The 15,065-nt window shown below is 36.6% G+C and carries 10 protein-coding genes; 9 read left to right on the top strand and 1 reads right to left on the bottom strand.

All coding sequences use genetic code 11. The features are described 5' to 3' along the window. Positions 1 to 26 precede the first annotated feature (26 nt). A complete protein-coding gene (infB, locus tag BUB95_RS03660; protein ID WP_073083230.1) occupies positions 27 to 2,744 on the top strand; it encodes a translation initiation factor IF-2 in 2,718 nt (905 codons plus the stop codon). Positions 2,745 to 2,806: 62 nt separating this feature from the next. On the opposite strand, the gene BUB95_RS03655 is transcribed toward infB, so the two are convergent. Further along, a complete protein-coding gene (locus BUB95_RS03655) occupies positions 2,807 to 3,184 on the bottom strand; it encodes an SPOR domain-containing protein (protein ID WP_073083226.1) in 378 nt (125 codons plus the stop codon). 214 nt (positions 3,185 to 3,398) lie between these two features. On the opposite strand from BUB95_RS03655, the gene BUB95_RS03650 reads away from it, so the two are divergent. From BUB95_RS03650 to BUB95_RS03615, 8 genes are read left to right on the top strand one after another with little or no spacing between them, the layout of a single operon-like run. Continuing rightward, complete coding sequence (locus tag BUB95_RS03650; protein WP_073083223.1) at positions 3,399 to 4,700, top strand: c-type cytochrome; 1,302 nt, start codon at positions 3,399 to 3,401, stop codon at positions 4,698 to 4,700. Positions 4,701 to 4,725: 25 nt separating this feature from the next. Then, a complete protein-coding gene (locus BUB95_RS03645; protein ID WP_073083220.1) occupies positions 4,726 to 7,809 on the top strand; it encodes a TAT-variant-translocated molybdopterin oxidoreductase in 3,084 nt (1,027 codons plus the stop codon). A gap of 26 nt (positions 7,810 to 7,835) precedes the next feature. After that, positions 7,836 to 9,572: an NrfD/PsrC family molybdoenzyme membrane anchor subunit gene (gene nrfD / locus BUB95_RS03640; RefSeq protein WP_073083216.1), complete on the top strand. Its 1,737-nt coding sequence runs from the start codon at positions 7,836 to 7,838 to the stop codon at positions 9,570 to 9,572. A gap of 5 nt (positions 9,573 to 9,577) precedes the next feature. Beyond that, positions 9,578 to 10,120, top strand: a complete 543-nt coding sequence (locus BUB95_RS03635) for a DUF3341 domain-containing protein (RefSeq protein WP_073083213.1) — start codon at positions 9,578 to 9,580, stop codon at positions 10,118 to 10,120. Position 10,121: 1 nt separating this feature from the next. After that, positions 10,122 to 10,679, top strand: a complete 558-nt coding sequence (locus BUB95_RS03630; RefSeq protein ID WP_073083210.1) for a c-type cytochrome — start codon at positions 10,122 to 10,124, stop codon at positions 10,677 to 10,679. Between the two features lie 22 nt (positions 10,680 to 10,701). Next, positions 10,702 to 12,048, top strand: coding sequence for a quinol:cytochrome C oxidoreductase (locus BUB95_RS03625; protein WP_073083206.1), 1,347 nt, complete (start codon positions 10,702 to 10,704; stop codon positions 12,046 to 12,048). Positions 12,049 to 12,072: 24 nt separating this feature from the next. Continuing rightward, complete coding sequence (locus BUB95_RS03620) at positions 12,073 to 13,131, top strand: cytochrome c oxidase subunit II (RefSeq protein WP_073083203.1); 1,059 nt, start codon at positions 12,073 to 12,075, stop codon at positions 13,129 to 13,131. Positions 13,132 to 13,164: 33 nt separating this feature from the next. After that, the gene (locus tag BUB95_RS03615; protein WP_073083199.1) at positions 13,165 to 14,961 is read left to right on the top strand and encodes a cytochrome c oxidase subunit I; all 1,797 of its coding nucleotides are present in this window, start codon (positions 13,165 to 13,167) and stop codon (positions 14,959 to 14,961) included. The last annotated feature ends 104 nt before the right edge of the window (positions 14,962 to 15,065 follow it).

Here is a 15,065-nt window from a genome sequence, read left to right as displayed (position 1 = left end):
ATATTTAGGATTATATAAAAGCATTTATGGCTCAAATTAGAATTAATAAAGTACTTAGGGAATTAAATATCTCTTTAGACCGTGCTGTGGATTTTCTAGAATCCAAGGGTATCGAGATAGAGAAAAGCCCTAATACAAAAATTTCTCAAGATGTTTACGATACATTGGCTGATGAATTTCAGACAGATGCAACTAAACGTGAAAAAGCTCAAGAAGTAAGCGAAGCAAAGCAGAAAGAGAAGGAAGCTTTAAGAGAAAAACGTGAGCGTGAGCTCGAAGAAAAAGCTAAGGAAGAAGCGGAAAAAGAAACCGTTCTAAAAGCTAAAGCAGAACTTTCTGGCCCTAAGCAAGTGGGAAAAATCGATTTAGATGGTGATGAGCCAAAGGCTGAAACCCCTAAAAAAGAAGAGCCAAAAGCAGAAGCTCCAAAAAAGGAAGAAGCTAAAAAAGCACCTGCAAAAAAGTCTAAACCAGAAGCTAAAAAAGAAGAGGCTGCTCCAGTAGAGGAGAAAGCCCCTAAAGCCGCAAAAGCAAAAAAAGAAGATACTAAAGAAGAATCTGAATCTACTTCTGAGCCGGTAGATGAGAAGATTAAGACGCAGTATCAAAAACTTAGTGGACCTAATATTACAGGTAAAAAAATTGATTTAACTCAATTTAATAAGCCTAAAAAGAAGAAAGAAGACAAAGCAAAAGACGGTGATGCTACCAATAAGCGTAAGCGTAGAAGAATTAGCAAACCAGGAGATAATGGTGGTAAGCCAAACTTCTCTAACGATAGAAAAGGTAACTTTAAAGGACGTGGTCAAAACAGACCTAAAGTCGTAAAAGAAGAGCCTAGTGAAGAAGACGTACAAAAGCAAATCCGTGAAACTCTAGAGAAACTTCAAGGAAAAAGCAACAAAGGTAAAGGCGCAAAGTACCGTAGAGAGAAAAGAGACCAACACAGAGAGCAGACTGAGAAGGAAGCACAAGCAGAAGCAGCAGAAAGTAAAACACTTAAAGTAACTGAGTTTGTTACAGTAAGTGAAGTTGCTACGATGATGGATGTAGGTGTTACTCAAGTTATCTCTGCATGTATGTCTTTAGGTATGATGGTGACAATGAATCAGCGTTTAGATGCAGAGACATTAACTATTGTAGCAGAAGAATTTGGTTACTCTGTTGAGTTTGTTACTGCAGATATTGAAGAATCTATAGAAGAGGTTGAAGATAATCCAGAAGATTTAGTAGAACGCGCACCTATTGTTACCGTAATGGGTCACGTTGATCATGGTAAAACGTCACTATTAGATTACATACGTGAAGAAAACGTAATTGCTGGCGAATCAGGTGGTATTACACAACATATTGGAGCTTACGGTGTAACTCTAGAAAATGGACAAAAAATTGCGTTTCTTGATACGCCTGGTCACGAAGCCTTTACGGCGATGCGTGCTCGTGGTGCTCAAGTCACAGATATTGCCATCATTGTTGCAGCAGCAGATGACGATATTATGCCTCAAACTAAGGAAGCCATATCTCATGCACAAGCAGCAGGTGTTCCTATTGTTTTCGCCATAAATAAGATTGATAAGCCTGATGCAAATCCGGATAAGATTAAAGAAGGTTTAGCCAATATGAACCTCTTGGTAGAAGATTGGGGAGGAAAAATTCAATCACATGACATTTCTGCAAAATTTGGTACAGGTGTAAAAGAATTACTTGAAAAAGTGCTTCTAGAAGCTGAGTTATTAGAGCTCAAGGCCAATCCAAATAAACTAGCAACTGGTACAGTAGTAGAAGCATACTTAGATAAAGGACGTGGATATGTATCTACAATATTGGTGCAGGCAGGTACTCTTAAAATTGGAGATTATGTACTAGCTGGTAAGAACAGCGGTAAGGTCAAGGCTATGCACGATGAGCGTGGTAAAGAAATTAAAGAAGCTGGTCCATCAACACCAGTATCTATCTTAGGTTTAGATGGTGCGCCTCAGGCAGGTGATAAGTTCAATGTTTTTGAAGACGAGCGTGAAGCAAAACAAATTGCAACAAAACGAACGCAATTACAACGTGAGCAATCCGTAAGAACGCAGCGTCATATTACACTTGATGAAATCGGAAGACGTATCGCGCTTGGTGATTTCCAAGAGTTAAATATTATTCTTAAAGGTGATGTTGATGGTTCTGTTGAAGCTTTAACAGATTCATTCCAGAAACTATCTACAGAAGAAATTCAGGTAAATATTATACATAAAGGTGTTGGTGCAATAACGGAAAGTGACGTGTTGCTGGCAACAGCTTCGGATGCAATTATTATTGGATTTAATGTTCGTCCGATGGGTAATGCCCGTCAAATTGCTGATAAGGAAGAAATCGATATCCGTACATATTCTATTATCTATGATGCAATCAATGATCTCAAGGATGCTATGGAAGGTATGTTATCTCCAGAGCTTAAAGAAGAGATTACAGGTACGGCCGAAATTAGAGAAATCTTTAAAGTATCTAAAATTGGAAGTATCGCTGGTTGTATGGTAACAAATGGTAAAATCTATAGAAATTCAGGCATCCGCTTAATCCGTGATGGTGTTGTAATTTACACAGGTGAGTTAGCTTCACTTAAGCGTTTTAAAGATGATGTAAAAGAAGTATCTAAAGGTTACGATTGCGGTATGCAAATCAAAAACTACAACGACATCAAGGAAGGTGATGTTATAGAAGCTTTCCAAGAAGTTGAGGTTAAGAAGAAACTGAAATAATTATATAATCGCACATAAAAAAAGCCGCTAGAAGCGGCTTTTTTTGTTCTTGACTCAAGGTTTTAATCTTTCTTAGGCTGAAAAATAAAAGCATTCATATAATTTTTCTTAATTCTTAAAAGTGCACGGTCTGCCTCAAGTCGGTCTCTAAAATTACCTACCCAAATTTTGTAATTAGGTGTGTTAAAAACCATCTCTACAGGCCACTGACCGTAGGTAGACATAAAATCAGCTTTTACTTTCTCTGCTGTAAAAGAACTACTACCACTAAAAATTTGGATTTTATAAGTCTCAACAGTTTTTATGTCTTTTTTAAATTCTAACAGCTTTTCAATAGCTTTTGGCTGATTAATATTTACAGTGCCATCTTGAGCAAAAATTGGTGCAGAAATTAGCACTAAAGCCAAAAAAGATAAAAGTTTTATATTCAATTTATTCATAGTCAAATGTATTATGTTGCAAAGTTATATTTTCTTAACGTATTCGAGGGCTTTATTCTTATTTAGAACGTTTATAAATTAGTTATTATGACTTCTCTAACATTTCTAAAATCGACTTTATACCTTATTTTTGCCTGAGTTTTTAGAAACATGATTTTTATCATAATTACTGAAAAAATCGTACCAAATTTTAGAAGATAATTCAATTATACATATGAAACACGTTATCTACCGTAATTTAACCTCAAGCATTCTCCGTTTAGGTTTCATAGTATTACTTACGTTTTCAACCACTGTTTTGGCCCAAGAAGGTGACCCAGCAAACGGAAAATCTCTATTCAATTCTCAATGTGCGGCATGTCATAAGCTAGATAAAAAGATGACAGGTCCTGCGTTACGAAACGTTGAAGCAAGACTCTATGAAGAAGAGGGTCTTGATAGAGAATGGTTAAACAAGTGGATAAGAAATAGCTCTGCGCTTATAAAGGCTGGAGATACTTACGCCAATAAAATTTGGAACGAGTATAATCAAACGGCAATGAATGCCTTTCCAGGTTTAAGCGATCAACAAATTTCAGATATTTTAGCATATACAGCTCAGCCAAAACCAGAGCCAGTTGTTGTTGATGGAGGTGCTACAGGAACAGATGGAGGAGGAACTACCACAGACTCAACGTCGAACTCAATTATTCTAGGTGCTTTAGCTTTATTATTTGGCCTGTTAGCATTAGCTTTAGTTCTTGTAAATCGTACCCTAAAGCGTTTTGCAGATGCTAAAGGTATCGAGATTCCTGTTGACGAAAAGAAAACACCAATCTGGAAAGCTTTTGTTCAAAACCAATTCTTAGTATTAGTAACTTCAATCATCTTCCTGTTGGCAAGTGGGTATTTTGTTTATGGTTATTTAATGCAAGTTGGTGTAGACCAAGGTTATGAGCCAGTTCAGCCAATTCATTATTCACATAGAATTCACGCTGGAGATAATAAGATAGATTGTAAGTATTGCCACTCTTCTGCAAGAGTAAGTAAGCATTCAGGTATTCCTTCGCTTAATGTTTGTATGAACTGTCATAAAAATATTGCAGAGGTTGCACCAGAAACTTATGCAGAAGGTCAAGAGTACGGTGTAGATTACAATGCAGAAATTCAGAAATTATACAAAGCCGTTGGTTGGGATGAGAATACGCAGTCTTATACGGGAGAAACAAATCCTGTAAAATGGATACGTATACACAACTTACCAGACTTTGCTTACTTTAATCACTCGCAGCACGTTTCTGTTGCAGGGTTAGAGTGTCAGACGTGTCATGGTCCAGTTGAAGAAATGGAAATTATGTACCAACATTCTCCATTAACTATGGGTTGGTGTATCAATTGCCACAGAGAAACAAATGTAAAAGTTAAAGACAACGCATACTACACAAAAATCCACGAGCAATTATCTAAAAAATATGGAGTGGAGCAGTTAACTGCAGCGCAGATGGGTGGATTAGAATGCGGTAAGTGTCATTATTAATAATTAAGAAGTAACTCACAATTATATGTCATCAAACAAGAAATACTGGAAAAGTGTTGAGGAGCTAAACGAAAATAGCTCTATTGTTGAGACGCTACAGCAAAACGAATTTGTTGAACAAATACCAACAGACGAGTTTTTAGGAGATAAAGAAACATTAGAAACTTCATCTACATCGCGTCGTGATTTCTTAAAATATGTTGGTTTTAGTACAGCAGCCGCTTCTCTAGCAGCCTGTGAAGGACCAGTGGTAAAATCTATTCCTTATGTAGTGCAACCAAAGGAGATTGTTCCTGGTGTGGCAAACTACTATGCAACAGCAATTGCAGATGGTTATGATTTTGCTAGTGTTTTAGTGAAAACAAGAGAAGGTCGACCAATTAAAATTGAGAATAACGATTTGGCAAAGACCAACGGTCATGCTAATGCAAGAGTTAACGCTTCAATTTTAGGTTTATACGATAGTCTTCGTGTTAAAGGTCCAATGAAAGGTGATACACCAATTTCTTGGGATACATTCAACACGGAAACTAAAGATGTGCTAAGCAAAGTTGGTGACAAAGAGATCGTGTTTTTAACGCAAACTTTCGCTAGTCCTTCAACGTCAAAATTAGTTGGTGAGTTTTCAGAAAAGTATGGTAACGTACGTCACGTATCTTACGATGCAGTTTCAGAATCTGCAGCTTTAGATGCATTTCAAGCAAAATATGGAAAGCGTGCTTTAGCTAACTACGATTTTTCTAAAGCTATGACTATAGTTTCTGTAGGAGCAGACTTCTTAGGTGATTGGCAAGGCGGCGGATTTGACGGCGGCTACGCAGAAAAACGTATTCCTGAAAACGGAAAAATGTCTCGTCACATTCAGTTTGAATCTAACATGTCTTTAACTGGTGCTAACGCAGATAAGCGTGTACCAATGAAGCCAAGCGAGCAACGTTTAGCTTTAGCTAAATTATATAGCTATGTTACTGGTAATGCTGTAGGAGGCAATCTTCCAGAAGGATTAGATAAAGCAGTAAGAGCAGCAGCTTCAGAACTTAAAAAAGCGGGTAGCAACGGTGTTGTTGTTACAGGTATTCAAGATGTGAATGCGCAAACTGTTGTTTTAGAATTGAACGAAGCTTTATCAAGTAAAGCTTTTGATACTAAAACGACAATAAATACAAAACAAGGTAACGACAAGGCAGTAATGCAATTAGTTGCCGATATGAAAGCTGGTAAAGTTGGTGCATTAGTAATGGTTGGTGTTAATCCAATGTACACATTACCAAATGCAACTGATTTTGCTGAAGGTTTAAAGAAAACAACGTCGATTGCTTTCTCAATGAAGAAAGATGAAACGTCAACAATCTGTAACTATATCGCTGCAGCACCTCACTACTTAGAATCTTGGGGTGATGTTGAAATTAAGACAGGACACTATGCATTAATGCAACCAACAATTCGTCCTTTATTTGACACGAAGCAGTTTCAGGATGTGTTATTGACTTGGACTGATAATACAACAGCATATAACGATTACATCAAGGCAACTTGGAAAGAGAGCGTCTTAAATGGCGCATCTTACAACCAAGCATTACATGATGGTGTATTTGTTTCAACATCAAATTCTACTTTTGAAGAAACAACTACAGATGCTGAAGATACAGAAGCACCAAGGGGAAACGCAGCAAGAGCTTTAGCATTATCTGCTAAATCTGGCGGAATGGAATTATCATTATATACCAAAACAGGTATGGGTGATGGTCAGCAAGCTAACAACCCTTGGTTACAAGAGTTCCCTGACCCAATTACAAGAACATCATGGGATAACTACTTAACGATATCTCAAACCGATGCTGATGCAGCTGGTTTAGTTAACAAAAATGTTGCTAACGGTGGTCTTAATGGTAGCTTAGTAGATGTTACTGCTAATGGTGTTACGGTTAAGAATGTTCCTGTTTTAATTCAACCAGGTCAAGCTAAAGGTTCTGTAGGTTTATCATTTGGTTATGGTAGAACTGCAGGATTAAAAGAAGAAATGCAAACAGGTGTAAATGCCTACCCATTATATCAAAACTTCAATCCAGTACAAGAAGTGTCTATCACTAAAGCTGCTGGAGAGCATGAGTTTGCCTGTGTGCAATTGCACAACACATTAATGGGGCGTGGAGACATTATTAAAGAAACTACGCTAGAGGTATTTAATACAAAAGATAAAAAATACTGGAACTCTATTCCAGAAGTATCATTAAATCATATTGAAACTCCTGTAACTTCTCCAGATGTAGATTTATGGGATGAGTTTGACCGTTCAATTGGACATCACTTTAACTTATCGATAGATTTAAATGCTTGTACAGGTTGTGGAGCATGTGTTATTGCATGTCACGCAGAAAACAACGTTCCTGTTGTTGGTAAATCTGAAATGAGACGTAGTAGAGATATGCATTGGTTGCGTATTGATAGATACTACTCTTCTGAAGATACTTTTGATGGAGATATTGAAAAGAAAGAAAATATTTCTGGTTTAGGAAGCTCGCTTAATGAGTTTGGAGAAATGGAAAATCCAAACGAAAATCCACAAGTAGTTTTCCAACCAGTAATGTGTCAGCATTGTAACCACGCACCTTGTGAGACTGTATGTCCTGTTGCTGCAACAGCTCATGGTCGTCAAGGTCAAAACCACATGGCGTATAACCGTTGTGTGGGAACACGTTATTGTGCAAACAACTGTCCTTATAAAGTACGTCGTTTCAACTGGTTCTTATACAACCAAAATGATGAATTCGATTACTTTATGAACGATGATTTAGGTCGCATGGTATTAAACCCAGATGTTACCGTACGTTCTCGTGGTGTTATGGAGAAATGTTCATTCTGTATCCAAAAGACACAGAAAACAATTCTTGATGCCAAGCGTGATGGACGCGAAGTTAAAGATGGTGAGTTCCAAACAGCATGTTCTGCTGCTTGTGGAAACGGTGCTATGGTATTTGGTGATGTAAATGATAAAGAAAGTAAAGTAGCCAAACTAAAAGGAGATGACCGTATGTATCATTTATTAGAATATGTAGGTACAAAACCAAACGTATTCTACCATACAAAAGTTAGAAACACAAAAGCGTAAATTAATAAAGAAATCAATATATAATTATGGCGTCTCATTACGAAGCACCTATTAGAAGACCTTTAGTAACAGGAGAAAAATCCTATCACGACGTAACTGTCGAGGTTGCTAGACCTGTCGAAGGTAAAGCCAATAAATCATGGTGGATTGTATTCTCAATTGCCTTGGTAGCTTTCCTTTGGGGAATAGGTTGTATTATTTATACCATATCAACAGGTATCGGTGTTTGGGGTCTTAATAAGACTGTAAACTGGGCTTGGGATATTACCAACTTTGTTTGGTGGGTAGGTATTGGTCACGCAGGAACACTAATTTCTGCCGTACTTTTATTATTCCGTCAAAAATGGCGTATGGCAATTAACCGTTCTGCGGAAGCCATGACTATTTTCTCAGTTGTACAAGCCGGTTTATTCCCAATTATTCATATGGGTCGTCCATGGTTAGCATACTGGGTATTACCAATTCCAAACCAATTTGGTTCATTATGGGTAAACTTTAATTCACCATTACTTTGGGATGTATTTGCAATTTCTACGTATTTATCGGTTTCATTAGTATTCTGGTGGACAGGTTTATTACCAGATTTTGCAATGATTAGAGATCGCGCAGTTAAGCCTTTCCAAAAGAAAATATATTCCTTATTAAGTTTTGGTTGGTCAGGTCGTGCTAAAGATTGGCAACGTTTCGAAGAAGTATCATTGGTACTTGCTGGTTTAGCAACACCGTTAGTACTTTCTGTACATACTATTGTATCGTTTGACTTCGCAACATCTGTAATACCAGGATGGCATACCACGATTTTCCCACCTTACTTCGTTGCAGGTGCGATTTTCTCAGGATTTGCTATGGTAAATACACTTCTTATCATCATGCGTAAAGTATGTAGCTTAGAAGATTATATTACAGTACAACACATCGAGTTAATGAACATCGTAATTATGATTACAGGTTCTATTGTTGGTGTGGCTTACATTACAGAGTTATTTATCGCTTGGTACTCAGGTGTAGAATACGAACAATATGCATTCTTAAACAGAGCAACGGGTCCTTACGCATGGGCATACTGGGCAATGATGTCTTGTAACGTATTCTCTCCACAGTTTATGTGGTTCAAAAAATTACGTACAAGTATTATGTTCTCTTTTGCAATTTCGATTGTAGTAAACATTGGAATGTGGTTTGAGCGTTTTGTAATTATCGTAACATCATTACATAGAGATTACTTACCATCGTCTTGGTCTATGTTCTCTCCAACATTTGTAGATATCGGTATTTTTATCGGAACTATTGGATTCTTCTTTGTACTATTCTTATTGTACTCACGTACATTTCCAGTAATAGCACAAGCAGAGGTTAAGACGATTTTAAAATCTTCAGGAGAGCGCTATAAGAAGATAAGAGAGCGTGGTGAAAGCTTAGTTGGAACAGGTGCTGATGAAAGAACATCTTTAAAAGCAGCTGGGTTAACATCTTCTACAGAATTACCACTTCCTAATACAGATGACGGAAAAGTAGATGACTTATTAAATAGCATCGGAAAATTTGATGCAGCTACTCAAACGGCAGACGACTTAAAGAAAATTAGCGGTGTAGGTCCTAAGATGGAAGAAGTTCTTAATAGCATTGGAATTTACACGTTCTTACAAGTAAGTAAGATGACTAAAAATGAATACGACTTGTTAGATTCAATCACAGGTTCTTTCCCAGGAAGAGCAGAGCGTGACGATTGGGCAGGACAAGCTAAAAACTTATTAAACAATTAATAGATATGGAAGCAGCTTCAAAAGTAATTCATGCTATCTATAACGATGATGATATCTTAATGTCAGCCGTGAAAAGGGTTAAGGCAGCAAAGCATCATATTGAAGAAATATATTGCCCATTTCCTGTTCACGGACTAGACAAAGCTATGGGTTTAGCACCTACACGCTTAGCAATTACTGCCTTTTTATATGGTTGTGTTGGTTTAACTGTAGCAGTAGTAATGATGAATTTTATAATGATTAAAGATTGGCCACAAGATATTGGAGGTAAACCAAGCTTTAGTTATTTAGAAAATATGCCAGCATTCGTACCAATCATGTTTGAGCTTACGGTATTTTTTGCAGCCCATTTAATGGTAATTACATTTTATCTACGTAGTAGAATGTGGCCATTCAAAAAAGCTGAAAATCCAGATCCAAGAACAACGGATGACCATTTCCTTATGGAAATAGCTATTCATAATAACGAAGCTGACTTAACCAATCTGTTAAAAGAAACAGGAGCTGTTGAGATTAATATTGTAGAAAAAGACGAAGACGCACACTAATATGAAGACGACTTTAAAAATATCAGTAGTATTACTAATGCTATTTAGTATAGTGTCTTGTAATAAGAAAACGAGACGTAACTATCAGTATATGCCAAATATGTACGAATCTGTAGGTTACGAGGCTTACCAAGAATCTGATGCTTTTGCAAACGGAGTCGAAGCACAGTTACCTGTAGAAGGAACTATACCAAGAGGCTATTCTTTGTACGAAATAGAAGATACTAACGAAGGTTATGAGTATGCTAAAGCTAACTTAACAAGCCCTTTAGACTCTACAGCAGTTGATTATGCTAGAGGAAAAGAATTGTATGATATCTATTGTGGCATTTGTCACGGAACCAAAGGTGCTGGTCAGGGTTATTTAGTAAAGCGAGAGAAAATATTAGGTGTTCCTAGCTATGCCGATGCAGGAAGGGCTATCACTACAGGAAGTATATACCACGTGATTTACTATGGTAAAAACTCAATGGGGTCTTACGCTAACTTTATGAGTGAAGAAGAACGTTGGCAAGTCGTAGCTTATGTTGAAAAACTAAAAGCTGATTTAGAAAAATAAGATTTAGATAAAGATTATATAAATGGAATATAAAATTTCAAATCGATTAAAGATAGCATCAATCATTCTTGTGGTTGTTGGAGCATTACTTTGGGGTTGGGGCTACTCAAGTTCTCATGCTGTTAACGAAGATAACATATCTGAGTATTTAGCTGCTGAGCACGGTGATCATGGAGATGCACATGCAGAAGAAGGTCACGGAGATGCTCATGCTGCAGTTGCTTCTCATGGAGATGCCAACGGAAATGACCATGCAGAAGAAGGTCATAAAATGAGCCATGAAGAGCATGCTTTACATCAAATACATAACAGACCTTATGCGGCATTGTATGTTGCTGCGTTCTTTTTCTTTATGATTGCTTTGGGCGTTTTAGCATTCTATGCTATACAATATGCAGCGCAAGCTGGTTGGTCTCCGGTATTATTTAGAGTTATGGAGGCTATAACCTATTATGTGTTACCTGGAGGTATTTTAGTTCTTTTAGTTGCTGCTTTTGGAGGTTCTCACCTTTTTATTTGGATGGACCCAGACGTTGTTGCTCATGACGAGATTATACAAGCAAAAGAGAGTTGGTTAAACAAAGGATGGTTCTTTGCAAGAGGAATTATTTTCTTAGCAGGTTGGTCTGCATACCGATATTTTTCTCGTAAGTTTTCAATTGCTCAAGATACAGCTGAAGGTAATAGTAACTTCAAAAAGAACTTCAGAATTTCTGCGGGATTCTTAGTGTTCTATATCTACACTGAGTCAATGATGTCTTGGGATTGGATTATGAGTGTTGATCCTCACTGGTTCTCTACATTATTTGGTTGGTACGTATTTGCAAGTATGCTTGTTAGTGGTATTACAGTTATAGCATTAATGACAATCTACTTGAAGTCTAAAGGCTTATTAGAATTTGTAAATGATAGTCACTTACATGATTTGGCTAAGTTTATGTTTGGTATTAGTATCTTCTGGACCTACTTATGGTTCTCTCAATTTATGCTAATATGGTATTCTAACATTCCAGAAGAAGTGGTGTACTTTGTTGCTAGAATTGAAGATTACAAATTACCATTCTTTGGTATGGTTGCTATGAACTTCTTGTTCCCACTATTATTGTTAATGAATAGTGATTACAAGCGTATTCCTTGGTTTGTAGTTATGGCTGGTATTGTCATCTTATGTGGTCATTACCTTGACGTATTTAATATGATTATGCCTGCTACCGTAAGTGAAAGATGGTTTATTGGTGCACCTGAGATTGGAGCAATATGTCTATTTGCCGGTATCTTCTTATTCCTCGTATTTAGAGCATTAAGTAAAGCACCATTATTGGCAAAAGGAAACCCATTCATTAAAGAAAGTGAACACTTTCATTATTAATTAAAATTTAGAACTGAAACGATAATGACAACTTTGTTAATATTCATAATAGTACTGTTCGTAGCCGTTGCACTCTGGCAAATGGTTAAGATTTTTGATTTAGCTCAAGTAGGTACTTCTAATAATCAAGTAGCTACAGACAAAGACAATAAGTTTAATGGTTATATGATGATAGGTTTCCTTATCTTCATTTATGCCATTACAATCGCAAGTTTTGTGTATTTGGGTGACTTACCTTTAATGTCTAACTCAGCATCAGAACATGGTCCTGGTTTAGATAATTTAATGGTAATCTCAATGATAGTTATTTTCACTGTACAGATAATAACACAATTCTTATTGCATTACTTTGCTTTCAAATACAGAGGTGAAAAAGGAAAAAAAGCCTTATTCTATGCAGATAATAACACATTAGAAGCTATATGGACTGTTATCCCAGTATTTGTGCTTGCTGGATTAATCATCTACGGTTTATTTACTTGGAATGATATCATGAATATCGATGAGAGTGAAGACGCCATGGTTGTGGAATTATATGCGCAACAATTTAATTGGAAAGCAAGATACGGAGGTGAGGATAACGTTTTAGGTAAGGCAAATGTTAGATTAATAGACTTAGATAAAGCAAATATATTGGGTGTTGATGAAGATGATCCTAACGCTAAAGACGACGTTATTGTAACAGAATTGCACTTACCTGTTGGTAAGCCAATATTATTCAAAATGCGTTCTCAAGATGTATTGCATTCAGCTTACATGCCTCATTTTAGAGCACAGATGAACTGTGTACCAGGTATGGTAACTCAATTTGCATTTACACCTACTGTAACAACAGCAGAAATGAGACAAAATCCAGATATTCAGGATAAAGTAGCTAATATTAACGCTTTGCGTTTAGAAAGAAAAGCAGAAATTGAAGAAGCAGGTCAAGATTTAACCTACGAATTCGATTATCTATTGTTATGTAATAAAATATGTGGAAAATCACACTACAACATGCAAATGAAGATTGTAGTTGAGACACAAGAAGAATTTGATGCATGGATGAAAGAACAAAAAACTTTCGAAAATTCATTAAATTAGTATAAAAAATTGTTTTAAGAAAAAGAAAAGATTATGTCAGCAACAGCAGAAACACACGTTCACGACGACCACGACGTACATCACCACAAAGAAACTTTTATAACTAAATACATATTTAGTCAGGATCATAAAATGATTGCGAAACAGTATTTAATTACTGGGGTAATCGTTATGGGTATTATAGGGATAATGATGTCTCTAATGATACGTATGCAAATTGCATGGCCTGAGCAGCCTAACCCTCTATTTGAAGCTTTACTAGGTAAATGGGCTCCAGGAGGCGTAATGGATGCAGATATTTACTTGGCATTAGTTACAATACACGGTACTATAATGGTATTCTTTGTATTAACAGCTGGTTTAAGTGGTACGTTCAGTAACCTTTTAATTCCTTTACAAATTGGAGCACGAGATATGGCATCAGGATTCCTTAATATGGTTTCTTATTGGTTATTTTTTGTGTCTTCAGTAATAATGATATTATCCTTCTTTGTAGAAGCTGGTCCAGCTGCTGCAGGATGGACTATCTATCCACCACTATCAGCATTACCAATGGCTCAAGGTGGTTCGGGTATGGGTATGACTTTATGGTTAGTGTCGATGGCCTTTTTTATTGCGTCCTCTTTATTGGGTTCACTTAATTACATTGTAACAGTCATTAATTTACGTACAAAAGGGATGTCAATGACACGCTTACCGTTAACAATTTGGGCGTTTTTTGTTACAGCGATTATTGGTGTAATTTCTTTCCCAGTATTATTATCTGCGGCATTATTATTAATCATGGATAGAAGTTTTGGAACATCATTCTTCTTATCAGATATATTTATCCAAGGTGAAGTTTTACATTACCAAGGTGGTTCTCCTGTGTTATTTGAGCACCTATTCTGGTTCTTAGGTCACCCTGAAGTATACATTGTATTATTACCTGCATTAGGTATTACTTCAGAAATTATTGCTACAAACTCACGTAAACCTATTTTCGGTTACCGTGCTATGGTTGCATCCATATTAGCAATTGCCTTTTTATCAACCATAGTTTGGGGTCACCACATGTTTATCTCTGGGATGAATCCATTCTTAGGTTCTGTATTCACATTTACAACCTTATTAATTGCAATTCCATCTGCGGTAAAAGCATTCAACTATATAACGACATTATGGAAGGGTAATCTCCAAATGAATCCAGCTATGCTATTCTCAATCGGTCTAGTATCTACGTTTATTACTGGAGGTTTAACAGGGATTATTCTTGGTGATAGTGCATTAGATATTAATGTACACGACACCTATTTTGTAGTAGCTCACTTCCATTTAGTAATGGGTATTTCAGCTTTATATGGTGTTTTTGCTGGTGTGTACCACTGGTTCCCAAGAATGTTTGGCCGTATGATGAATAAAAATCTTGGATATTTACATTTCTGGGTGACAGCTATTTGTGCTTATGGTGTATTTTTCCCTATGCACTTTATAGGTATGGCAGGTTTACCACGTAGATATTACACAAACTCTAATTTCCCATTATTCGACGATACTACTAATACTCAGGCAGTGATTACTGTATTTGCTCTAGTAGCAGGACTTGCACAATTAGTATTCTTATATAACTTTATTGCAAGTATCTTTTATGGAAAGAAAGCTGAGCAAAATCCTTGGAACTCTAATACTCTTGAGTGGACAGCTCCAGTTGAGCATATGCACGGTAATTGGCCAGGCGAATTACCTCAGGTATACAGATGGGCATACGATTACAGTAAACCAGGTTACGAGGAGGATTTTGTGCCTCAGAACGTACCAATGAAAGATGGTGAAGAAGAACTACATCATTAAAGTTTCTGTAAAAACAGAAATATTATAATATCAAAAAGCCTTTCTAATTTAGAGAGGCTTTTTCTTTATATTTGCTTTAAGCTGTTTTTTATGTCTATTACATA

It is taken from the genome of Winogradskyella jejuensis (assembly GCF_900129745.1).
Classification (GTDB): Bacteria; Bacteroidota; Bacteroidia; order Flavobacteriales; family Flavobacteriaceae; genus Winogradskyella; species Winogradskyella jejuensis.
This window is presented reverse-complemented; position numbering and strand designations above follow the sequence as displayed.

Excerpts from the sequence above, each read along its gene's own strand:
- infB (WP_073083230.1), top strand. The coding sequence starts at position 27 with ATGGCTCAAATTAGAATTAATAAAGTACTTAGGGAATTAAATATCTCT.
- BUB95_RS03655 (WP_073083226.1), bottom strand. The coding sequence starts at position 3,184 with ATGAATAAATTGAATATAAAACTTTTATCTTTTTTGGCTTTAGTGCTA.
- BUB95_RS03650 (WP_073083223.1), top strand. The coding sequence starts at position 3,399 with ATGAAACACGTTATCTACCGTAATTTAACCTCAAGCATTCTCCGTTTA.
- BUB95_RS03645 (WP_073083220.1), top strand. The coding sequence starts at position 4,726 with ATGTCATCAAACAAGAAATACTGGAAAAGTGTTGAGGAGCTAAACGAA.
- nrfD (WP_073083216.1), top strand. The coding sequence starts at position 7,836 with ATGGCGTCTCATTACGAAGCACCTATTAGAAGACCTTTAGTAACAGGA.
- BUB95_RS03635 (WP_073083213.1), top strand. The coding sequence starts at position 9,578 with ATGGAAGCAGCTTCAAAAGTAATTCATGCTATCTATAACGATGATGAT.
- BUB95_RS03630 (WP_073083210.1), top strand. The coding sequence starts at position 10,122 with ATGAAGACGACTTTAAAAATATCAGTAGTATTACTAATGCTATTTAGT.
- BUB95_RS03625 (WP_073083206.1), top strand. The coding sequence starts at position 10,702 with ATGGAATATAAAATTTCAAATCGATTAAAGATAGCATCAATCATTCTT.
- BUB95_RS03620 (WP_073083203.1), top strand. The coding sequence starts at position 12,073 with ATGACAACTTTGTTAATATTCATAATAGTACTGTTCGTAGCCGTTGCA.
- BUB95_RS03615 (WP_073083199.1), top strand. The coding sequence starts at position 13,165 with ATGTCAGCAACAGCAGAAACACACGTTCACGACGACCACGACGTACAT.